Below are 22,171 nucleotides of genomic sequence, written 5' to 3'. Positions count from 1 at the left end.
GGGCATGGGAAGGGCTTGTTTCCGCGGGAAAGGGATGAGCAAATGCGGATATCGGTAACCACATTGGGGGCTCCATGACCACGACCACGACCACGCAGCACGGGAGCGAATCGGCGACGCCCATGGTGGTCGTCGACGACGTGCACCGCAGCTTCGGCACCGGCGAACAGGCCGTGCACGCCCTGCGCGGAGTCTCCTTCGAGCTGCGAAGAGGCGAACTCACGGCGCTGAAGGGACGTTCCGGTTCCGGAAAGACGACCCTGCTGAACCTGGTCGGCGGCCTGGACGCCCCGACCAGCGGAGCCATCCGCCTCGACGGCACGGACCTGACCGGACTCGACGAGGGCGGGCTGCTCGCCCTGCGCCGCGAGCGCATCGGCTTCGTCTTCCAGTCCTTCGGCCTGATACCGGTGCTGACCGCCGCGGAGAACGTCGGGGTGCCGATGCGGCTGCGCAAGGTCGCGGCCGCGCAGCGCGAAGAGCGGGTACGCACCCTCCTCGCGCTCGTCGGCCTCGCCGACCACGCGGCGCAGCGGCCGGGCGAGCTCTCCGGCGGCCAGCAGCAACGCGTTGCCGTGGCGCGTGCGTTGGCCAACGACCCCGACCTGATCATCGCCGACGAGCCCACCGGCCAGCTCGACTCCGAGACCGGCCACGCGATCATGGAGCTGCTGCGCGCCGTGGTGCGCAGCGAGGGCGTGACGGTTCTGGTCGCCACCCACGACCCGGCCCTGATGGACCTCGCGGACCGGGTCGTGGAGATGCGCGACGGCCGGGTGGTGGCGACGGGCGAGGACGGGGCGCACGCGGCGGTGGGCGCGGGCGCACGCGCCTGACCGGCCCGGCCCCCGCCCGCCACCCGGCGCAGCCGCCCGATCCGGCCACTGCCCGGATTCCGCTTGACGTCGCGCCGGGCTCCGTTCCCGGCCCTTCCGGGGCTGCCCCGAGTCGGTGCCGCTCCCCGCTCCGCCGGGCCCGTCTTCCCGCCCCTGTGGATCACCCCATCGGTGCGCCCGGCGTGCGCCGGGCGCACCCGTCACGGAAGCTGTCGATCACGGGCAGCGAGTGCTGCCGTCGGCCCCGCACCGAGGAGTTCTCGCCCCGATGGCTGTCGCCGCCGTACTCGCCGTCGTCTTCGCCGCGTCCGTAGCCCTGGCGGTCTCCCGGTTGGGCCACTACCTGGCCCGCCACCGCGCCGTGCCGGACGTGGGTCCGGCCATCGGCACGGCGGCCGGGGTGGTCTTCTCCTTCTTCATCCTCACGCTGGCCTTCCTGATGGTGAGTTCGGCCCAGGACCTGACCGTCGCCCGCAAGGGCAACTACGCCGAGGCCGGGGCCCTGATGGACCTCTACCTCGCGGCCGACCGGATGCCGGGGCCGCTCAAGGCCGAGATACGGGGCCACTCCGAGAGGTACGCGCACATGGTCATCGAGCGCGAATGGCCGAGGATGCTGGACGGCCGCACGGACGACGAGACCTGGGCCATGGCCTACGGCCTCTACGGCCTGGTCGCCAAGGCACCCGCGGACGCACCCCCCAAAGCCGTCGACGACTCGCGCGACGCGGTCACCCGGCTGTTCGCCCAGCGCCGGACCCGGGTGGCGGAGATCCAGGGCGGGCTGCCGACGGTCATGGTGGTCACGCTGATCGGCGCGGCCGTCCTCTCGGTGGGCTTCCTCGTGTTGATCGGCTGGCCGCGCGGCATCCGCGGAACGCTCGGCATCGCGGGCCTCGGCGGCATCTGCGGCTACGGCGTGTGGCTGGTGCTCCAGCTCAACCACGCCTACGCATCGGGCGTGCACGTCGACCCCGACGCCTTCCAGGAAGCGCTGACCCGGATGGCGTTCGTGACCGCCCACGGCATCTGAGACCCGAGCTCCCGCTCCGAGGCCGCCGCCGCGCGACCGGCCGGGCCGTCCGTACACCACCCCCACATGGCCGCCATGCCGCCATGCCGCCATGCCCCCACGCCCCCACGCCCCCACACAAGGGATCCCCCATGCCCCGTTCCGGAGCCAGTCGATCCGGCCGCCCCGGTCGCGCCCTGGTCGCGTCCGCCCTGCTCACCCTGCTCCCCGCCGGCCTGCTGTGGGGCCCCGGCGCGCTCCCGGCGGGCGCGCACGAGGGACCGCACGAGCCGGGATCCGCCTTCCGCTCGCCGCTCCTCGTCCCCGAGCGCGTACGGCGCGAGATCAGCCCGGCCGAACGGCGGGCGCTGGGCCCCGACCACGCCGAGGAGCACGCCCGCACCCGGCTCGCGCTGCGCGACATCGGGGGCTATCCGGACAGCACCCGCAAGGCCCGGCTCCAGGCCCTCACCGCGTCGCAGGCCAAGGAGAACGAGGCCTTCGAGGCCGCGGAACACGGCGCGTTCAAGGAGTACTTCGACTCGCCCGACTTCGCCGCGCACATCGCGCTGCTGCCCACGGGGAAGGTGCTCCTCTTCTCCTTCGAGCGGATCGAGACCAACCCGCAGAAGGAGCCGGCCCCCACCGACACGATCGGCGCCGCCAACGCGGGCCGCGCCTTCCTGTGGGACCCCGCGAAGGGCACCGGCCCCACCGCCTTCACCAAGGTGACCCCGCCCATCGTGGACATGCCCGACGGCACGCAGTCCCCGCGCCCCGCACCGTTCTTCTGCTCGGGCCACGCGTTCCTGCCCAACGGCATGCTCGGCGTCTTCGGCGGGAACCTCGGGGGCAACGGGGGCAGCGGAGCCAAGCTCTCCCTGGTCTTCGACCCCTGGACCGAGACCTGGAGCCGCAACCAGGACATGTCCACCGGCCGGTGGTACCCCTCCGTGGTGACTGCCGCCGACGGCCGCCAGCTGATCATGTCCGGCCAGTCCGAGCTGGGCTGGGGCACCCCGACGCCGGTCGTCGAGCGCTTCCCCGCCCTCGGACACCCCGTGCCGCGGACGAAGAAGGACGTCCCGCGCGACGTCCCGGCCGGCCTGTTCAAGGCGACCGCCCCCTTCACCCGCGACTATCCGCAGCTCTTCTCGCTCCGCGACGGGCTCGTCTACGGGCTCGGGCGCGTCCACGACGAACAGTGGACCTTCGACCCCGTCGACGAATCCCGCAAGGACCTGCCGGCCCGGCCCGACGGCAGCTCCCGGCTGTACGGCGGCGCCGTCCCCCTGCCCGGCGGGTACGAGGGCCCCGACAGCGCCCTCGTGATCGGTGGCGACCGGACCGACCCACGGACGTACAAGCTGACCGGGGGGAAGTGGACCATCGAGAAGTCCCGCGCCTTCGGTCGGACCCAGGACAACACCCTGGTGATGCCCGACGGCACGCTCCTGACGGCCAGCGGATCGTACGACATCCGCGACTACGGCAACGGTACCTACAACCCCAACGCCGACCTGAAGTACCGGCAGTTGGAGACCCGCGACGCCCAAGGCGACTGGAGGCTCGGCCCGGTCCAGCGGCTGCCGCGCGGCTACCACTCCAACGCCCTCGTCCTGCCCGACGGCCGCGTCATGATCACCGGTGACGAGCTCCAGCAGCTCGCCAACGACGCCAACATCCACGACGACATGAACGGCACCATCGAGATCTACGAACCCGCCTACCTGCACCGGGGCGCGCGCCCCGTACTGGACCGGGTGCCGGGCGAACCGCTCGGTTACAACAGCCGCTTCGAGGTGAGCACCAGCACGCCCGACCAGGTCAGCCGGGCCGTCCTGCTGGCGCCCACCACCGCCACCCACGCGGTCAACACCAGCCAGCGGCATGTCGAGTTGCGGATCAAGCAGCGCGCCGGCGACACGCTGACGCTCCAGGCGCCGCCCGGGGCGGCGGCCGCCCCGCCCGGGCACTACATGCTCTTCCTGCTGGACGCCAAGGGCGTGCCCAGCGTCGCCCGCTGGGTCACCCTCGACGCCGCGGTGCCCACCGCGCCGCTCCGCTGACCGCCGGGAGCACGCCGATGGCCCCCGCCGTGCCGCCTTCCGCCGGCCGCCCCCGTAGCGGACCGGACCGCCGGACCGTGCTGCGGGCCACGGCCTGCGCCGCCGCCGGGACCGGAGCGGGGGCCGTGACCTGGCGCGCGCGGGCGGTGGCCGCCCCCGCGCCGGCCGCGTCCGTACCCGCCGCGTCCGCGCAGGCAGCCCCGCCGCCGGTGCCCGCCGAGGAGCTGCCGCTGCGGGCGGACGAGCGCACCCAGGGCGACGTACTCGCCGGCTTCCGCAAGGACCACGTCTGCCTGCTGTTCCTGCACTTCCGGGAGGTCGCCCGGGCCCGTCGCTGGCTCGCCGCGCTGGTGCCGGAGGTCTCCACCACCGCTGAAGTGGCCCGTTTCAACGCGGCGTTCAGCGCGGCCCGCCGGGGCAGCGGCGGCAGCGACCCGGTGTCCCTGTCCGCCCTGTGGACCGGACTGGGCCTCACCCACCCCGGGTTGCGCCTCCTCGCGGGCAAGGACCCCTTCCCCGCCACCCCGCCCGGCAGCTGCGCCGAAGCGTTCGCCCAGGGCGCCGCGGCGCGCGCGTCCGCCCTCGGGGACACCGGCCCCAGCGCCCCGCGGTCGTGGCTCTTCGGCGCCGAACCGCCCGAGCAGGCGGTGCACGCGGTGCTCACGCTCGCCGCCGACGACCCCGAACGGCTGGCCGCCGCGATCGCGCGGCACCGGGACGCGGCCGTACGGGCCGACGTCCTGGTCCTCTTCCGACAGGACGGCGCCACCCTGCCCGCAGAGCTGCGCGGGCACGAGCACTTCGGCTTCCTCGACTGCGTCAGCCAGCCCGGGGTGCGCGGCTTCGACCCGGTCGACCCGGCCACCGGCAGTACGGCGCTCGGCAGACCGGGCACCCGGATGCTCCCGGCGGGCGAGTTCCTGGTCGGGCCCGAGCGGGTCGGGCAGCGCCCCGCCGGACTGCCGGCCTGGGCCACCGGCGGCTCCTTCCAGGTGGTCCGCCGGTTGGCCCAGGACGTACCGGCCTGGTGGACCCAGGTGGGGCTGCGCCTGGCCGAGTTGAAGCGGTCCGGGGCGGCGCCCGCCGACGCCACCGCGCCGTGGTTGGCGGCCCGCCTGGTGGGTCGCTGGCCCGGCGGCATGCCGGTCGCGCTCTGCCCGGCCGCGGAACGGCTGCCCGGGCCGGACGAGGATCCCGACGCGGCGCTCGACTTCGGGGCCGACCCGCACGGCTGGCGGATGCCGCTGTTCGCTCACATCCGCAAGGCGAACCCGCGCGGCGGCCTCGTCCTGACCCCGGGCCGGCCGCCGCTGGCCGACGCGGAGCTGGACGGCCACCGGATGATCCGGCGGGGCATCCCGTACGGGCCCGTGCACCGCCCGGACGGGGGCACCGGACACGGCCCGGACACCCCGCGCGGGCTGCTGTTCATCAGCCACCAGGCCGATCTGGTCCAGCAGTTCGAGTTCGTGGCCCGGCGCTGGCTCAACGACGCGGACTTCCCGCCCGGCAGGCACCCCCGCACCGGGACCGACCCCGTGCTCGGCCCGGACGCGCCGCTCGCCTTCGAAACCCCCTCGGCCAGCGGCAGCCGCGCGACCCCGCTCTACTTCGGCCGCTTCGTGCGGACCGAGGGAGCCGTCTACGCCTTCAGCCCCGCGATCCCCGTCCTGCGCGCGCTGGCGTCCGGCGCCCTCGACGACGCGATCGAGATCCACCCCGGCACCGTGCTGCGTCCCACGGACGTGCTCGACGCGGGCGCCGTCCGGCTGGTCATGGACGCCTCGGGAGACCTCGCCCTCCTCGACCGCCGCGGGCGCCGGCTCTGGAGCGCCGGTACCGGCGGCGTCGGGCACGACGCCGTCCTCACCCACGACGGCGAGCTCGTCGTCCGCACCGCCGCGGGCCGCCCGGCCTGGAGCAGCGGCACCTCCCGGCACCCGGGCGCGCGGCTGCTGTTGCGCCCCGCCGGGGAGCTGGTCCTCCTGGACGGGAACCGCGCGCTGTGGCGCGCGCCCACCGCCGCGGGCGGCGGCCGGCCGTGAACCGGCGCGGCCGCGCCCGTGGCCGCGCGCCCGATCGGGCGCGCCCGATCAGGCGCCGCTGTGGCGGAGCATGTCGTCGCGCTCGACGACCTTGACGCGCTCGCGGCCCTCCGCGGAGCCCAGGGCCCGCTCGTGGGCGTCGAGCAGGTGCCAGCCGTCCCACGTCGTGTAGCGCACGCCGCGCTCGCCCAGGAAGGACGTCACCGCGTCCGGCTCCGGGTCGGTCGCGCCGGGCAGGCGCCCGCCGGCGTGGTCGTCGAGGAGGCAGGCGACGGTCTCGTTGGCGTCGCCCTTGGTGTGGCCGATGAGACCGACCGGGCCGCGCTTGATCCAGCCGGTGACGTAGACGGCGCTCTGATGGGTCCCGTCGGCGCCGATCACCCGGCCCGCCTCGTGCGGGACGGTGCCCGAGAGCGGGTCGAAGGGCAGCTTGGGCAGCTCGTCGGAGTAGTAGCCGATCGCCCGGTAGACGGCCTGGACGTCCCATTCGGTGAAGCGGCCGGTGCCGCGGACGTTTCCGGTGCCGTCGAGTTCCGTGCGCTCGGTGCGCAGTGCGACCACGCGCCCGTCCTCGCCGAGGATCTCCTCGGGGGACTCGAAGAAGTGCAGGAACAGCTTGTGGGGCCGGGTGCCGGGGTCGCGGATGGCCCAGTTCTCCAAGGTGGAGGCCACCATGTTGGCCTGCTTGTTGGCGCGGCGGGTGGCGATCGAGCCCTCGTCGTAGTCGATGTCCTCGGGGTTGACGATGACCTCGATGTTGGGGGAGTGGTCCAGCTCGCGCAGCTCCATCGGGCTGAACTTGGCCTGCGCGGGTCCGCGGCGGCCGAAGACGTGGACCTCGACGGCCTTGTTCAGCCCCAGCCCGGCGTGCACGTTCGGCGGGATCTCGGTGGGCAGCAGCTCGTCCGCGGTCTTGGCCAGGATCCGGGCCACGTCCAGGGCCACGTTGCCCACGCCGAGGACGGCGACCTTCTCGGCCTCCAGGGGCCAGGTGCGCGGGACGTCCGGGTGGCCGTCGTACCAGGAGACGAAGTCCGCGGCGCCGTAGGACCCGTCCAGCTCGGACCCGGCCAGGTCCAGGGCCCGGTCGGCCGTGGCGCCGGTGGAGAAGACCACGGCGTCGTAGAAGCGGTGCAGCTCGTCCAGGGCGATGTCGCCCGGGTAGTCCACATTGCCGAACAGGCGTATCTGGGGCTTGTCGAGCACCTGGTGGAGCGCGGTCACGATGCCCTTGATCCGCGGGTGGTCCGGCGCCACGCCGTAACGGATCAGCCCGAACGGGGCGGGCATCCGCTCGAACAGGTCGATGGAGACCCCCGGGGCCTGGGCGGCGTCGGACTTCAGGAGGGCGTCGGCGGCGTAGATGCCGGCCGGACCGGCGCCGACGATCGCTACACGGATGGGGCGGGACATGCGAGACGTTCCTCCAGGCAACGGGGACGGATGGTTCGAGACAAGCTCGCTCGACGGGTCCCCGGTAGCCGGTGGCGACCTATGGATCCATAACTCGCGCTTATGACCCGCCACCAAAATCCAAACAAGAATGTCAGACATAAGCAAATGGCGGTAAGTGACACAATCTCCGGTCCGCCCGCGCCGTCGCCGATACCCGGCTGAAACACGGTCGTGCGGTGCCCGAAGCACGCCCCTGACCAGCCAGAAGGGATGCTCCACCAGGCTGTGGGGGTACCCGGCGGCCGGTGTACACGACACCGTGAGGCGGTTGTTCCCGTGCTGAGTTCTCCACCGAGTTCCCCGACCCCCCCGACGGAGCCGTCCGCTCCGACGGAGCCGTCCGCTCCGACGGAGCCGTCCGCTCCGACACCGGCGGCTCCGACCCTCGCCGATCCGACCGCCCCCGATCCGTCTGTCCCCGACCCGGACGGACCGCGCGCCGTCCTGCCCCGCCGGGGCCGGGCGATCGTGGTCGCCGCGCTGCTCTGCGCCCTGCTGATGGCCCTGCCCGACCTGGTGCCGAACGGTTTCGGCAACCTCGGCAGCCTGCTCCAGACCCTGCTGCCCTGGACGGGGCTCGCCGTGCCCCTCCTGCTTGCGCTGGCGACCGTACGCCGCTCCCGGACGGCGGCCGCCGCCGTCCTGGTCCCCGCCGTCGCCTGGGCCTGCGTCCACGGCCCGGCGCTCATCGACAAGCGCGCCCCGGGCGGCGACTTCACCGTCGTCAGCCACAACGTCGACGAGGGCAACGCCGACCCGGCGGGCACCGCCCGCGCCCTGGCCGCCTCCGGCGCCGACCTGCTGGCCCTGGAAGAACTCTCCAGGAAGTCCGCGCCGACCTACGCCCGCGAACTGGCGGGCGCCTACCCGTACCACGAGGTACGCGAAGGCGTCGGCCTGTGGAGCAAACGCCCCCTGACCGACGTGGAGCCGGTGCCGATCATGCCGTGGACGCGCGCCCTGCGCGCCACCGTGGACACCCCGAAGGGCCCGGTCGCCGTCTACGCCGCGCACCTCGCCTCGGTACGGGTCTTCCCCACCGCGGGCTTCACCACGAGGCTCCGCAACGAGGCCGCCGGGAAGCTGGCCGAGGCACTGCGCGCGGAACCGCTGCCGCGGGTGATCGTCCTCGGCGACTTCAACGGCTCGGTCGACGATTCGGCCCTGGACGTGCTGACCTCGCCCCTGCGGTCGGCGCAGCGGGAGGCGGGCGACGGCTTCGGTTTCACCTGGCCCGCGTCCTTCCCCGTGGTCCGCATCGACCAGGTCATGACGAAGGGGCTGGCCCCCGTCTCCTCCTGGACCCTGCCCGCCACCGGCAGCGACCACCTGCCGGTCGCGGCCGCGCTGAGGCTCTGACCGGTGGGAACTCTGGCTACGATGCCGGGGACGACCCCCGTATACCAGCAGGTGGATGACATGTCGGAAACCCGGGGCCCGGACCCCGTCAGCATCCTCCTCGTCGAGGACGACGCCACGATCCGGCGCGCCGTCCAACTGGCCCTGGAGCGCTACGGATACCGGGTCGCGGTTGCCGGCGACGGCCTCGACGGCCTGGAGGCGTTCCGGGCGGGCGGGCACGACCTGCTGATCCTGGACGTGATGTTGCCCCAGCTCGACGGGATCGGGCTGTGCCACCGGATCCGCGAGGAGAGCCTCGTACCGGTCCTGATGATGTCCGCGCGCGGTGACGCGCTCGACGTGGTCGCCGGACTGGAGGCGGGCGCCGACGACTACGTCGTCAAGCCCGTGGACACCGCCGTCCTGGTCGCCCGCATCCGCACCCTGCTGCGCCGCGCGACGTTCGTCCCGACCCGGTCGCCGGCGGAGGCGGGCGCCGCGGCCCCGCCCGACGGACCGCCGCCCGCCGTACTGACCTTCGGCGACCTCACCGTGGACACCCTCGGGATGGCCGTCCACCGGGCGGGCCGCCCCGTCCCGCTCACCCCCACCGAGCTGCGCCTGCTGCTGGAGTTCGCGGGCTCCCCCGGCGCCGTGCTCGACCGCCGGCGACTGCTGCGCGACGTCTGGGACTACGGCTGGGAGGGCGACACCCGCGTCGTCGACCTCTGCGTGCTGCGGCTGCGCAAGAAGATCGGCGCGGAGCGGATCGAGACCGTCCGCGGTTTCGGCTACAAGCTCGTCCGCGGCTGAGGGCCGCCCGCCATGGTGTTCCTCAACCCGCGCGCCCTGCGCTGGAAGGTCGCCGCGCTGACCGCCGCCGCCTGCTGTGCGGTCGCCGCCGTCATCGGCGTGCTCGTGCACGACGCGATGGAGCAGCGCGGACGGAAGGCCGGGCTCGACCGGATCTCCACCCGGCTGGCCGCGGCGGAGCGGGAGTACGACCGTACGGGCAAGGTGCCGCTCGACGTCGAGGTGCTGGAGCCCGGGAAGGTCGACGCCCCGCTCGCACGCGAGCTCGCGCGCAAGGACCCGGGCGCCCTCTACGCGACCTGGTACGACGTGAAGGCCCCCAACTGGTACTGGCTGTGGGCGGCGCGGCCCGTCGGCGGCGACCGGGTGCTCGTCCTGCGGACGGACATGAGCATGGAGGTGCGCGGCCTCCAACTCCTCGACCGCAGCATCGTCACGTCCGTGCTCGCCGCCCTCGCCGTGGTCGTTCCGCTCGCGGCCCTCGCCACCGAGCCGATGAACCGGCGGCTGCGCGGTGGCGCCCGGGTCGCCCGACGGATCGCCGACGGGGACCTCGACGCGCGGATCGGGGTCCGCGGGCGGGCCCGGGACGAGATCGCCGAGATGTCCGCCGCCATGGACGAGATGGCCGCCGCCCTGCAACGCAGGCTGGAGGCCGAGCGGCGGTTCACCGCCGACGTCGCGCACGAACTGCGCACCCCGGTGATGGGCCTGGTCACCGCCGCCGGGCTGTTCCCCGACGACGACGAGGCGGCCGGGCTGGTCCGGGACCGGGCGCGGACGCTGGGCGCCCTGGTCGAGGACCTGTTGGAGATCTCCCGCCTCGACGCCGGGGCGGAGCGGGCCCGGCTCGACGCGGTGCCGCTGGGTGAGTTCGTCGTCGACGTGGTGCGCCGGAGCGGAGCCGGCGAGCGGGTCCTGGTCCAGGACGAGCGGGTGGTGCAGACCGACCCGCGGCGGGTGGAGCGGATCGTGGTCAACCTCGTCACCAACGCGCAGCGGCACGGTGCGGCCCCCGTCGAGATCACCGTCACCGGCGCGCGGATCGTCGTCCGGGACCACGGCCCCGGCTTCCCCGCGATCCTGCTCGCCGAGGGGCCGCAGCGCTTCCGGACCGGGGCCGCGGACCGGGGCCGGGGCCAAGGCCTGGGTCTGACCGTCGCGGCCGGTCAGGCCGAAGTCCTGGGCGCCCGGCTGGACTTCGCGAACGCTCCGGACGGCGGCGCGGTCGCCACCCTCGACCTGGCCCCCGGAGCGCCGACGGCCTGATGCCGGCACGCAAAGTCAGTTCGGTCACCGAACTCTTTGGGTAGGGTGGCGCCATGACGCTCCCTCGCGACTACCAGGGACAGGCCTGCGCGCTCTCCCGCTCGCTGGAGGTGATCGGCGAGCGCTGGACGCTGCTGATCGTGCGCGACGCCTTCCTCGGGGTGCGCCGGTTCGCGGACTTCGTCGCCCACCTCGGCGTCCCGCGCGCCGTCCTCACCGACCGCCTCACCGGCCTGACCCGGGCCGGGGTGCTCGCCCGGGTGTCCGACGGCGGCAAGCGCGAGGTCTACGTGCTCACCGACAAGGGCATCGGGCTCTGGCCGGCCGTCCGCGCCCTCACGCTGTGGGGCGAGGAACACCACCCCGCGCCCGGTGGCCCCCGCCGCGCCTTCCGGCACGCCGACGACGACGCGTACGTCGCCCCCGACGGCCGGTGCACCGGGTGCGGAGCCCCCGTCGAGGCGGCGGACCTGGTGCTGGTGCCGGGCCCCGGGCTGGCGCCGCCGTCCCCGGACGACGACCCGGTCACCGCCGCCCTCCACCGGCCGCACCGCCTGCTGCGGCCGCTGCCCCTCACGAAAGGACCTTCCACATGAGAATCCTGACAGTCGGCGCGGGCGCCGCGGGCGGCTACTTCGGCGCCCTCCTCGCCCGGGCCGGACAGGACGTCACCTTCCTCGTGCGCCCCGGCCGCGCCGCGGCGCTGTCCGCGCGCGGGCTGCGGGTGAGCGGCCAGGGCGAGGAGTTCGTCCTCGAACCCCGGCTCGTCACGGCCGACACGCTCTCGGGCGGTTACGACCTGGTCCTGCTCTCGGTGAAGTCGACGGCGCTCGCGGCGGCGGCGCACGACCTCGCCCCGGCCGTCGGCCCCGGCACGACCATCGTCCCGCTGCTCAACGGCATGGCCCACCTCGACTCCCTCGGCGCGCGGTTCGGGGAGCGGGCCGTGCTCGGCGGCGTGGCGAAGGTCGTCACCACCCTCGACGACGACGGCGACATCCTCCGCATGGCCCCGCCCCGGGCCCTGCTCGTCGGGGAGACCGGTCCCGCGTCCGAGGCGCCCTCCGCCCGCGTCCGGGAGATCCGCGCGGCGCTGAACGGCGCCGGGATCACCAGCCCCGACGTCGAGGACATCGTCGCCGCGATGTGGCACAAGTGGGTCTTCATCACCACCCTCGCCGCCGTCACCTGCCTGATGCGGGGCTCCGTCGGCGAGGTCAACGCGGCCCCCGGGGGCGAGGAACTGGGCCGGGCGGTCCTCGCGGAGGCCGCCGCGGTCTCGGCCGCCGCCGGCTACCCGGTCCCCGAGGCCGAGCGCGCCGCGACGGCCGCGACGGTCACCGCCGCGGGCTCCCCCCTCACCCCCTCGATGTACCGCGACCTGCAGGGCGGTCGCCCCACCGAGGTCGAGCACGTCTTCGGCGACCTGATCGCGCGCGCCCGCGCCCTGTCCGTCCCCGTCCCGCTGCTGGAACTGGCCACCACGCACCTGCGCGTGCACCAGCGGCGCGTGACGAAGGAGTAGCGCCCGCGTCCCCCTCCCGTGCGGGTTACCCGGTGTAGTCGTCGGGTAACAAGTCGTCGGAGAAGGAGGGGATCATGGGGAAACGCATGCGCACGCGGGGCGACCGGTGGGGCACGGCCGTGGTGGTGGGCGGCGGGCACGCGGGGCTGGTGACGGCCCGCGTCCTGGCGGACCACTTCCGCGAGGTGGTGATCCTGGAGCGGGACGCGGTCGACGAGGACACCGGCACCCATCCGCACGCGCCGCAGGGCTACCACGCCCACGCCGTACTGGCCAAGGGCTCGCAGGTCCTGGAGGCGCTCTTCCCGGGCCTGCGCGCCGAAATGGAGGAGCAGGGCGCGCCCGTCTTCGACTACGGGGAGCGCATCGACTTCCTGCTGCCCGCCGGACTCGCGCCGCGCTGCCGGACGGGGGTCAGGGTCCAGTCCTTCACCCGCGACGAGCTCGAACGCAGGCTACGGCGGCGGGTGATGGCACTGCCCGGGGTGCGGCTGGTGCCCTCGGCCCGCTGCGAGGCCCTGGTCACGGGCCGCCCCGGCAGCGTCGGCAGCGTCACCTACCGGGTGGTCGGTGCGGACGCCGCCGCCGGGGCCGCCGCGGAGGCCGCGGGGGAGTGCGTCGAGCTGGCGGCCGACCTGGTCGTCGACGCCTCGGGGCGCGCCGGCGGACTGGACCGCCGCCTCGCCGATCTGGGGGTGCCCGTACCCGACAAGCGCGTGGTCAAGGCGAAGATCACGTACACCTCGATGAGTTTCGACCGGCCCGAGAAGAACCCGCCGGACTTCGACATCGCCTACCAGATGATGTTCGCGCCCCGGGTCTCCCGCGGCGGCGTCATCCTGGCCGTCGAGAACAACCGTTGGATGTGCTCCCTGTTCGGATTCGGGGACGAGGCGCCGCCCACCGACGACGACGGCTACCTCGGCTTCGCCCGCAGCCTGGGCAACCCCCACCTCGCGGGCCAGCTCGAACAGCGGGAGCGCCCGGAGGACGTCCACCGCTACGTCAACGTCAACAACCAGTGGAACCTCTTCCACCAGAGCAAGAACTGGCCCGAGCGCCTGCTGGCCGTGGGGGACTCGGTCTGCGTGTTCAACCCGGTGTACGGCCAGGGGCTCACCGTGGCCGCGATGGAGGCCGAGCTCCTCCAGGGCATGCTGACCGAGCTGCGGGTCAAGGGCCGTGGACTGGACGGGCTCAGCCGCCGGTACCAGGGGCGGGTGGCCCGGCTGCTGGTCGCCCCCTGGACCCTGTCGAGCAACTCCGACCTGATGTGGAACCGCGACGGCCAGCCGCTCCCGGCCCGGATCGCGCACTGGTACAACAAGCACCTCTTCGCGGTGTCGGCCCGGGACCCGCGGGTGTGGACCCGTTTCGTCGGGGTCGTGAACATGGTGGCCTCGCCCGCGGCGCTCTTCCACCCGTCGGTGGTGCGCAAGGTCGTCGCCCAGGCGCTGTCCCGGCGGGGAGCGCCCCGGCGCACGCCCGGCTGACCGGGGGCGCACCCGCAAGGGTGCGAACCCGGATGGCGGATGGCTTTTCGGACGGAACGGCAATCCCCGGACGTGCCTGCGCGGCAGGTCCGGGGATATTTGCCGGGATCCGGGTGCGGCGCGAATGCATCGTTTTCACGAAAGGGGCACTGGGCGCGCGCCGCGGACGCCTCCATGATGCGAACGATCCACGGAACATTCGCTTCGAAATGGAAGAGGGATCGATTCCATCATGCGCATCGCCCGCCCCCTCGTCATGGCTTCCCTGGCCCTGGTCGCCGCCCTCGGCACGGCCCCCGTCGCCTTCGCGGCCCCGGCCGCTCCGCCCGGCCCGACCGCCTACAACTGTTCCACCGGCTGGTTCTGCATCTACAGCGGCTGGGACGGCACCGGAACGCGCTGTCAGTGGCAGAGCGCCCAGCGCGCGAACACGGCCGACGACTGCAGCTTCATCCGCAACGGCCAGAACGTCCGGTCCGTCGCCAACAGCACGGGCCAGCGCAAGCAGTACTACACCGGAACCAATTACAACAACCGCGTCGGCTCGACGCCCTCCGGAGGCAGCGGGAATCTCCAGGGGAGTTATCAGATCCGTTCCTTCAAGCCGCAATAACCCCCCTTCGGTAATCCAGTATTGAATTACCGAATGCGTGGTGGTGCTGAATGCGACGGGCCGTGGCCCGTGGCCGGGTGGCGGCCGGGACCTCCCGGTCGCCACCCGGCTTCAGCCGTCCTGCGGGGGACCCGGCAGCGGCTGCTCCGACCAGATGACCTTGCCCTCGGGCGTGTACCGGGCACCCCAGCGGCGGCTGAGCTGGGCGACGAGGAACAGCCCGCGACCGCCCTCGTCCGTGGTGGTGGCGTAGTGGAGCCGGGGCGAGCTGCTGCTGGCGTCGAACACCTCGCAGGTCAGCACGCGGTCGAAGAGGAGCCGCACGCGGACCGGTTCCGCGCCGTGCCGGATGGCGTTGGTGATCAGCTCGCTCAGCACCAGTTCCGTGGCGAAGGAGAGCTCCGACAGGCCCCAGTCCGCCAGCTTCGCCACCGCGCGGGCCCGCATCGACGCGACGGCGCTCGCGTGGAACGGCACCTCCCACTCGGCGATGCGGTCCGGGTCCAGGGCCGAGGTGCGCGCGACCAGCAGGGCCACGTCGTCGCGGGGCCGAGCGGGCAGCAGCGCCGCGAGGACCGTCCGGCAGGTGTCCTGCGGCTTCGACTGCGGATCGGTGTGGGCCAGGGCCGTCCGCAGCAGGTCGAGCCCCTCGTCGATGTCACGGGTCCGGTCCTCGATCAGGCCGTCGGTGTACAGCACCAGCTGGGTGCCCTCGCTCAGCTGGAGCTCCGTGGCCTCGAAGGGGAAACCGCCCAGTCCCAGCGGCGCCCCCGCGGGCAGCTCCGGGATCTCCACGGCGCCGTCCGGCCGCACCAGCACGGGGGGCATGTGCCCCGCCCGCGCCACCGTGCAGCTCTGGTTCACCGCGTCGTACACGGCGTAGAGGCAGGTCGCGCCCAGCAGGCCGGTGTCCGCCCCGCCCTCGCCGCCCTGGCCGATGTACTGCACGAGGTCGTCCAGCCGGGACAGCAGCTCGTCGGGGGGAAGGTCCAGGGAGGAGAAGTTGAGCACGGCGGTGCGCAGCCGCCCCATGGCCGCCGCGGCGTGCAGGCCGTGGCCGACGACGTCGCCGACCACCAGCGCGACCCGGCTGCCGGGCAGCGGGATCACGTCGAACCAGTCGCCCCCCACGCCGGACTGGGCGGGCAGGTAGAAGTGCGCCACCTCCACCGCGCTCTGCTCGGGCAGCTCGCGCGGCAGCAGGCTGCGCTGGAGGGTCACGGCCAGGGCGTGCTCCCGGGTGTAGCGCCGCGCGTTGTCGATGGTGATCCCCGCCCGGGCCACGAGTTCCTCGGCGAGCGAGAGGTCCTCCTCGTCGAAGGGCTCGGGTTTGTCGGAGCGCCAGAAGTTGACCAGGCCGAGGACCACGCCCCCGGCCTTCAGCGGCGCCGTGATGAGCGAGTGCACCCCGTAGTCGAGGATGGCCTGGGCCCGCGCCGGCTCCTGCGCGTACCAGCCCGCGGCGTCGGCGAGCCGGGGGATGAGCTCGGCCCGCCCGGTGTCCAGCGCCGAGGCCTGCGGGGTGGAGGGGGCGAAGACGATCAGCCGGCCGCGCGGGTAGAGCGGCACGTCGTCCCGGATCCCGCTGAACCCGGTGCGGCGCAGGTCCGGAGCCGCGTTGGTGGGCTCGTCGCCGTGCAGGACCGCCTCCGCGAGCTCCACGGTCGCGAAGTCGGCGAAGCGCGGCACGGAGACGTCGGCCAGCTCCTGGGCCGTCCGTTCCACGTCCAGGGTCGTGCCGACGCCCACACCGGCGTCGTAGAGCAGCTTGAGCCGTCGCCGGACCGCCTCGGCGCGGGTGCTCAGCACACGCATCTCGGTCGAGTCCCGGATGGTGACCGCCGCGCCCTCGGGCCCGCCGCCGGGACGGGTCGGCCGCTGGTTGATCACCAGCAGGCGCTCCCCGGCCTCGTGCACCTCGTCGGTGGCGACCCGGCCGGACAGCAGCAGGTCCGCCACGTGCCCGTCCAGCGGCAGCTCTCCGACGAGCTGTCCCTCGGCGTCGGAGGGCAGCCGCAGCAGCCGCTTGGCCTCGTCGTTGGCCAGCAGGAGCCGTCCCGTGCCGTCGGTGATCAGCACGCCCTCGCGGACGGCGTGGAGCACCGCGTCGTGGTGCTCGTACATCCGTGTCATTTCGAGCGGACCGAGCCCGTGCGTCTGGCGGCGCAGGCGCCTGCTGATCAGTGCCGCCCCGGCCGTGGCCAGAGCGAGGCCGGCCGCGCTGGCCCCGAGGATGACGGGGAGCTGCCGGTCGAAGACGCCGGTGACGTTGTTCACCGTGAGCCCGGCGGAGACCAGGGCCACGACGGGCCCGCTGTCGCCCTCGGCGAAGACCGGCACCACGGCCTGGATCTCCTTGCCCAGGGGCCCCCGGACGCTCTCGGTCTGCACCCGGCCCGCCAGGGAGGGCTCGATCGTGCCGACGAACCGTTTCCCGATCCGGTCGGGCAGCGGGTGGGTGTAGCGGATCCCGTGGGTGTCCATCACGACGATGAAGTCCACCCCCGCGTCCCTACGGGCGACCTCGGTGAGCGGCTGGAGGATCTTCGACGGATCGGGAGCGCGCAGCGCGGCGAGCAGACCGGGGGAGTGGGCGAAGGTCTGGGCGACCGCCACCGACCGGTTGCGGGCCTCGCGGTCGACGTCGTGCCGGGACTGGAGCAGCAGGGCCAGCACCGCACCCGCCGCGAGCAGCACCACGATCGCCACCTGGAGGATGAAGACCTGTCGGGCGACGCTGCGCGGGCGGTTCCGGCTCAGTGACCGCACCGACGTCCCCGGTACGGGTTGCAAGGATGGGTCACCAACCCTTTGTAGCACTGCCGGGCGCTCGGGGTACGGCTGACGGCGTTTCCCACGCGGTCCGGTGACGCGGACGGGCCGGAAAAACCCGGTGCGGTGCCCGGACGGGCTCCCTAGAGTCGCTACTGCGTGCCGCCACGAGATCGCGGTGCGCATGTCGTCGATCCACCGAACGAGGGGAGCAGGGCCGTGTGTGAGCACACCACCGTCCTCGTTCCCCGGTCGCGGTACGACGTGATCTTGGTGTCCTCGGTTTCCCGGTGACGGCTGCGCGGCCGTCACCGGAGGTCCGGGCGACGGGTGCAGGTTTCCTCCCCTCCGACCGGTGAATTGCGGCCCCGCGGCGTGCCCGCGGGCCGCCACCGCGGTTCCGCCCGCCATCGCGCAGCCCTCTCGCCCCACACCTCGGAAAGGCCTCGGGCCATGCGCACCGAACCCACCACGACGACGACCACGACCACCACGGCCACGGCGAACGGCGCCGCCGCGATCCGCAACCTCGGCATCCTGGCGCACGTCGACGCGGGGAAGACCACCCTCACGGAACGGGTCCTCTACGCCACCGGCGCCACCTACAAACGCGGCGAGGTCCACGACGGCACCACCGTCACCGATTTCGACCCGCAGGAACGCGACCGGGGGATCACCATCTTCGCGGCGGCGGTCAGCTGCACCTGGGACGGCCACCGGATCAACCTGATCGACACACCGGGACACGTCGACTTCTCCGACGAGGTGGAGCGGTCCCTGCGCGTGCTCGACGGGGCCGTCGCGGTCTTCGACGCCGTCGCCGGCGTGGAACCGCAGAGCGAGTCCGTGTGGCGCCAGGCCGACCGCCACCGGGTGCCGCGCATCGCGTTCGTCAACAAGATGGACCGTGTGGGCGCCGACCTCGACGCGGCCGTCACCTCGCTGCGCGAGCGGCTCCACGTCGTCCCGCTGGTGGTCCAGCTGCCCATCGGGCGGGAGGACGGCTTCACCGGCGTCGTCGACCTCGTCTGGATGCGCGCGCTGGTCTGGAGCGCCGCCAGGGCCGCGGCCTCCGGCAGCGGTCCGCAGTCCTTCGAGGTGCTCGCCGTGCCCGAGGAGCTGCGCGAGGAGGCGCTGCGCGGACGACGCCTGCTGGAGGAGCAGGTGGCGGAGCTGCACCCGGCCGCCCTGGAGGAGTACTGCGCCACCGCGGCGCTCACCCCGGCCACGCTGGTCACCGCCCTGCGCGAGCTGACCCACGCGGGCGAGGGCGTGGTCGTGCTGTGCGGATCGGCGTACCGCGACCGGGCCGTCGAGCCGCTGCTCGACGCCGTGGTGGCGTACCTGCCCGCACCGACGGACGTGCCGCCGGTCCGGGGCACCCTGGACGGGACGGAGCAGGAACGCGCCGCCGATCCCTCGGCGCCGTTCGCCGCGCTGGCCTTCAAGGTGAACGCGACGGCGACCGGGCGGCTGACCTGCCTGCGCGTCTATTCGGGAACGATGAGGAAGGGGGACACCGTGCTGGACACGACGGCGGGCCGCACCGAACGCGTCGGCCGGATCCTGCGGGTGCAGGCCGACCGGCACGCCGAGGTGGACCGGGCCGTGGCCGGGGACATCGTCGCCGTGGTCGGGCTCAAGTCCACCCGCGCCGGTGCCACCCTGTGCGCACCGGGGGCGCCGCTGGTGCTGGAACCTCCCACGGTCGCGGCGCCCGTGGTGTCCGTGGCGGTCGAGGCGCGCGGCGCCACGGACACCGGACGGTTGTCCACGGCGCTGGGCCGCCTGGTCGAGGAGGACCCCTCGCTGGTCGTACGGACGGACCGGGAGACCGGTCAGACCCTGCTGTCGGGGCTCGGAGAGCTGCACCTGGAGGTCGCGGTGGAGAAGCTCCGGCGCGGCCACGGCCTGCTCGTCGACGTCGGCAGGCCCCGCGTGGCCTACCGGGAGACGGTGGCGCGCGGGGTGTCCGGGCTGGTCTACCGGCACGTCAAGCAGGACGGTGGCGCCGGTCAGTTCGCGCACGTGGTGATCGACGTCGAGCCCCTGGACGTCGAGGCCCCGGAGGGAGCGGGCCGCGGCGATGCGGTCGGCGGCGACGGCGGACTCGTCTTCCGGTCGTCGGTCGTCGGCGGCCGGGTACCGCAGGAGTACGTCCGCGCGGTCGAGGCCGGGTGCCGGGACGCGCTCGTCGAGGGTCCCCTCGGCGGCCATCCGGTGACCGGGCTGCGGGTCACGTTGACCGACGGGGCCACGCACTCCAAGGACTCCTCGGAGATGGCGTTCCGGGCGGCGGGGCGGTTCGCGCTGCGCGAGGCGCTGCGCGCGGCCGAGATGGAGCTGCTGGAACCGGTGGTCGAGGTCCTCGTCACCGTGCCCGAGGACGCGGTCGGCAGCGTGCTCGGTGACCTGGCGGCCCGGCGCGGCCGGGTCTGCGGCTCCGTCACCCGGACCGGGACCACGACCGTCACGGCGGCCGTGCCGCTGGCCGAACTGTTCGGCTACGCGTCCCGCCTGCGCAGCCGGACCCAGGGCCGGGGGACCTTCACGTCCCGGCCGACGGGGTACGCCCCCGTACCGGCGACGGTGCGCGAGCAGGTGCTGACGGCCGGTTAGCCGGCCGACGTTCCCGTCGGGAAGGTCGCGGACCTCGGGAACGGGCAGGGCCCCCGCCTTCGGGCGGGGGCCCTGCGGTCGCGTCCCGCGGTTGCCCCGAATTCGACTGACCCCGCCACCACCCTGCTATGTAATGTCACATGGCATGATGATCTTACGTAGCGCCGCCCTCGCCGCCGCCCTGCTGGGGGTGACCGCGGTCCTCCCGCCCGCCGTCGCGCACGCCGCCGCCCCGTCCGGCTGCGGCTCCTCCGTCTCCGCCTCCGCCGTGGCCCCCGCGTCCGCCGCCCCGGCCCCCGCTTCCACCGCCGACCCGGAGCAGGCCCGGCTCGTCGACCCGCGGACCGCCGCCTTCACGGAGCGGGCCGCCTTCGGTGACTTCGTACGGCGCTTCCCGGCCGCGCTCTGCGGCGCGCGCGACGCCGCCGAGGCCGGCCGGCTCCTCGACGCCTGGGGCGAGGCGCTGTGGCAGGCCTCCGTGAACCGGGCCCAGGGGCGGCGCCCCGGCGGGGACCTGCCCGCCGGGGACGACCGCCCGCTGTACTGGACCCGCTTGCGGATGACCGTCCAACTGGCCGATTGGCGACCGGGGTTCCCGGTGGACCGGGCGGCCCTGCGGAGCCGCTTCGAGGACGCCTCCCGGGGACTCACCGCCAACGACTTCCGCGGCGCCCCCGGGGTGCGCCGCCTGTTCGTCAGCGGATTCGACCCCTTCGGCCTGGACGCCGAACCGCGCCGGGCCAACCCCTCCGGCTCCGCGGTCCTGCGGCTGAACGGCCGCCGCGTGACGCTCGCCGACGGAACCCCCGTGGAGATCCGGGCCGTCGTCCTGCCCGTGCGCTACGCCGACTTCGACGCCGGGATCGTGGAGCGCGCGTACGGCCCCCGCCTCGCGGCCGGGCCCCGGGCCGCCGACATGATCACCAGCATCAGCCAGGGCTATCCCGGGATCTTCACGCTGGAGGACTGGGCCGGTCGCGCCCGGTCGGCGGACCCCTACCCGGACAACGCCGCAGCCCTGTCGGGAGGCACCCGCGACCACCCCGTCACGGCCCCGGGCATGGGCCCGGGAGCGGAGTTCCTGCGCACCACCCTGCCCACCGACGCCATGGCCGCCGTCCAGAGCCCCTTCCCGGTCCGGCTGAACACCACCGTCACCGAGATACCCGCCGGCCAGGAGCGACCCGTGGACCGGGAGGACGGCCCGACCCCCGGCTCCCGCGCCGTCGCGGGCGGAGGCGGCGGCTACCTCTCCAACGAGGTCGCCTACCGCTCCAACCGGCTCCGTGGCGAACTGAACCCCCGGCTCCCCGGCGGCCACCTGCACACCCCCGTCCTGACCGGGCTGCCCGCGGACCCGGCCCGGCTGAGCGACGCCACCTTCGAGCAGAACGAGACGGCCATCGCCGACGAGGTGCTGGCGATCCTCCGGAACTCGGCCCGGCCCGCCGCCCACGGCTCCACGCGGACCCTGCCGTAACGGTGCGGGCGGCCGGGGCGTCCGGGTGGCACAGTGGACACCATGTGTGGCCGCTATGCATCGTCCCGCGCCCCGGCCGACCTGGCCGGACTCTTCGACGCCCACTGGGATCCCGGTGAGGCGCTGGCCGCGAGCTGGAACGTCGCGCCCACCGACCCCGTGTGGGCCGTGCTCGAACGCGCGGACCGCGACGGCGGCGCGGTGGAGCGGCGGCTGCGGCCGATGCGCTGGGGCCTGGTGCCCTCGTGGGCGAAGGACCCGGGGGTCGGCTCCCGGATGATCAACGCGAGGGTGGAGACCGTCCACGAGAAGCCCGCCTACCGCAAGGCGTTCACGAAACGCCGGTGCCTGCTGCCCGCCGACGGCTTCTACGAGTGGGAGGCCGTCCCCGCCACGGACCGGGCGAAGGCCTACAAGCAGCCGTACTTCATCGCGCCCGAGGACGGCGCGCCGATGGCGATGGCGGGGCTGTACGAATTCTGGCGCGATCCGGCCGTCGCGGACGCCGACGATCCGACCGCGTGGCTCACCACCTGCACGATCATCACCACCGAGGCCACCGACGCGGCGGGCCGCGTGCACCCGCGCATGCCCCTCGCCCTGCACCGGGACGACTACGGAGCCTGGCTCGACCCCACCCGCCACGACACCCACGAACTGCGCGCCCTGCTGCACACTCCGGCCGACGGGCTCCTGGCGGTGCGCGCGGTGTCCACGGAGGTCAACAGCGTCCGCAACAACGGCCCCCGGCTCCTCGCCCCGGCCGGCGGTGCGGCGCCCGCGCCCCCGGAGTAGCCTCGGCGCCAGGGCGCCATGTCGGCGCAACCGT

16 protein-coding genes are annotated in these 22,171 nt (G+C 74.1%); 14 read left to right on the top strand and 2 right to left on the bottom strand.

The annotated features are described in order from the left end of the window. The first annotated feature begins 74 nt into the window (after window positions 1-74). From ACIQWR_RS27045 to ACIQWR_RS27030, 4 genes are all read left to right on the top strand, one after another. Window positions 75-836, top strand: coding sequence for an ABC transporter ATP-binding protein (locus ACIQWR_RS27045; RefSeq protein WP_404014506.1), 762 nt, complete (start codon window positions 75-77; stop codon window positions 834-836). Window positions 837-1,104: 268 nt separating this feature from the next. Beyond that, a complete protein-coding gene (locus ACIQWR_RS27040; protein ID WP_404014503.1) occupies window positions 1,105-1,869 on the top strand; it encodes a hypothetical protein in 765 nt (254 codons plus the stop codon). Between the two features lie 131 nt (window positions 1,870-2,000). Then, window positions 2,001-3,917: a galactose oxidase-like domain-containing protein gene (locus tag ACIQWR_RS27035; RefSeq protein ID WP_404014500.1), complete on the top strand. Its 1,917-nt coding sequence runs from the start codon at window positions 2,001-2,003 to the stop codon at window positions 3,915-3,917. 17 nt (window positions 3,918-3,934) lie between these two features. Then, window positions 3,935-5,962, top strand: a complete 2,028-nt coding sequence (locus ACIQWR_RS27030; RefSeq protein WP_404014497.1) for a peroxidase — start codon at window positions 3,935-3,937, stop codon at window positions 5,960-5,962. A gap of 48 nt (window positions 5,963-6,010) precedes the next feature. Here ACIQWR_RS27030 and ACIQWR_RS27025 read toward each other — a convergent pair whose 3' ends face one another. Then, window positions 6,011-7,375: an FAD-dependent oxidoreductase gene (locus ACIQWR_RS27025; protein WP_404014494.1), complete on the bottom strand. Its 1,365-nt coding sequence runs from the start codon at window positions 7,373-7,375 to the stop codon at window positions 6,011-6,013. A 318-nt stretch (window positions 7,376-7,693) separates the two neighbouring features. On the opposite strand from ACIQWR_RS27025, the gene ACIQWR_RS27020 reads away from it, so the two are divergent. The 7 genes from ACIQWR_RS27020 to ACIQWR_RS26990 all read left to right on the top strand — a co-directional run bounded on the left by ACIQWR_RS27020 (window position 7,694) and on the right by ACIQWR_RS26990 (window position 14,471). Then, window positions 7,694-8,776: an endonuclease/exonuclease/phosphatase family protein gene (locus ACIQWR_RS27020; RefSeq protein WP_404014492.1), complete on the top strand. Its 1,083-nt coding sequence runs from the start codon at window positions 7,694-7,696 to the stop codon at window positions 8,774-8,776. Between the two features lie 60 nt (window positions 8,777-8,836). Further along, the gene (cseB, locus tag ACIQWR_RS27015; RefSeq protein ID WP_404014489.1) at window positions 8,837-9,571 is read left to right on the top strand and encodes a two-component system response regulator CseB; all 735 of its coding nucleotides are present in this window, start codon (window positions 8,837-8,839) and stop codon (window positions 9,569-9,571) included. A gap of 12 nt (window positions 9,572-9,583) precedes the next feature. Beyond that, window positions 9,584-10,840, top strand: coding sequence for an ATP-binding protein (locus ACIQWR_RS27010; protein WP_404014486.1), 1,257 nt, complete (start codon window positions 9,584-9,586; stop codon window positions 10,838-10,840). Between the two features lie 53 nt (window positions 10,841-10,893). After that, the gene (locus tag ACIQWR_RS27005; RefSeq protein WP_404014484.1) at window positions 10,894-11,436 is read left to right on the top strand and encodes a winged helix-turn-helix transcriptional regulator; all 543 of its coding nucleotides are present in this window, start codon (window positions 10,894-10,896) and stop codon (window positions 11,434-11,436) included. Beyond that, window positions 11,433-12,365 carry a 2-dehydropantoate 2-reductase gene (locus ACIQWR_RS27000; protein ID WP_404014481.1) on the top strand — a complete coding sequence of 311 codons (933 nt, stop codon included), beginning with the start codon at window positions 11,433-11,435 and terminating at the stop codon, window positions 12,363-12,365. Before ACIQWR_RS27005 ends, ACIQWR_RS27000 begins: the two co-directional genes overlap by 4 nt. Before the next feature lie 74 nt (window positions 12,366-12,439). Further along, the gene (locus tag ACIQWR_RS26995) at window positions 12,440-13,858 is read left to right on the top strand and encodes a hypothetical protein (RefSeq protein ID WP_404014478.1); all 1,419 of its coding nucleotides are present in this window, start codon (window positions 12,440-12,442) and stop codon (window positions 13,856-13,858) included. A 232-nt stretch (window positions 13,859-14,090) separates the two neighbouring features. Continuing rightward, window positions 14,091-14,471, top strand: a complete 381-nt coding sequence (locus ACIQWR_RS26990; RefSeq protein ID WP_399257520.1) for a peptidase inhibitor family I36 protein — start codon at window positions 14,091-14,093, stop codon at window positions 14,469-14,471. Window positions 14,472-14,582: 111 nt separating this feature from the next. Here ACIQWR_RS26990 and ACIQWR_RS26985 read toward each other — a convergent pair whose 3' ends face one another. Further along, window positions 14,583-17,240, bottom strand: coding sequence for a SpoIIE family protein phosphatase (locus tag ACIQWR_RS26985; protein ID WP_404014474.1), 2,658 nt, complete (start codon window positions 17,238-17,240; stop codon window positions 14,583-14,585). Window positions 17,241-17,696: 456 nt separating this feature from the next. On the opposite strand from ACIQWR_RS26985, the gene fusA reads away from it, so the two are divergent. The 3 genes from fusA (at window position 17,697) to ACIQWR_RS26970 (ending at window position 22,137) form a co-directional block, all read left to right on the top strand. Continuing rightward, window positions 17,697-19,862, top strand: coding sequence for an elongation factor G (fusA, locus tag ACIQWR_RS26980; protein WP_404014471.1), 2,166 nt, complete (start codon window positions 17,697-17,699; stop codon window positions 19,860-19,862). Window positions 19,863-20,007: 145 nt separating this feature from the next. Beyond that, window positions 20,008-21,342 (top strand): pyroglutamyl peptidase, encoded by a 1,335-nt coding sequence (locus ACIQWR_RS26975; RefSeq protein WP_404014468.1) that lies wholly within the window; start codon window positions 20,008-20,010, stop codon window positions 21,340-21,342. A 42-nt stretch (window positions 21,343-21,384) separates the two neighbouring features. Continuing rightward, window positions 21,385-22,137, top strand: a complete 753-nt coding sequence (locus ACIQWR_RS26970) for an SOS response-associated peptidase (protein WP_404014465.1) — start codon at window positions 21,385-21,387, stop codon at window positions 22,135-22,137. Window positions 22,138-22,171 lie beyond the last annotated feature (34 nt).

The organism is Streptomyces sp. NPDC098789 (assembly GCF_044759975.1).
In the GTDB taxonomy this organism is placed as follows: domain Bacteria; phylum Actinomycetota; class Actinomycetes; order Streptomycetales; family Streptomycetaceae; genus Streptomyces.
Note: the sequence above shows the minus strand (reverse complement) of the source record. Positions and strands in the feature narration are given on the sequence as shown.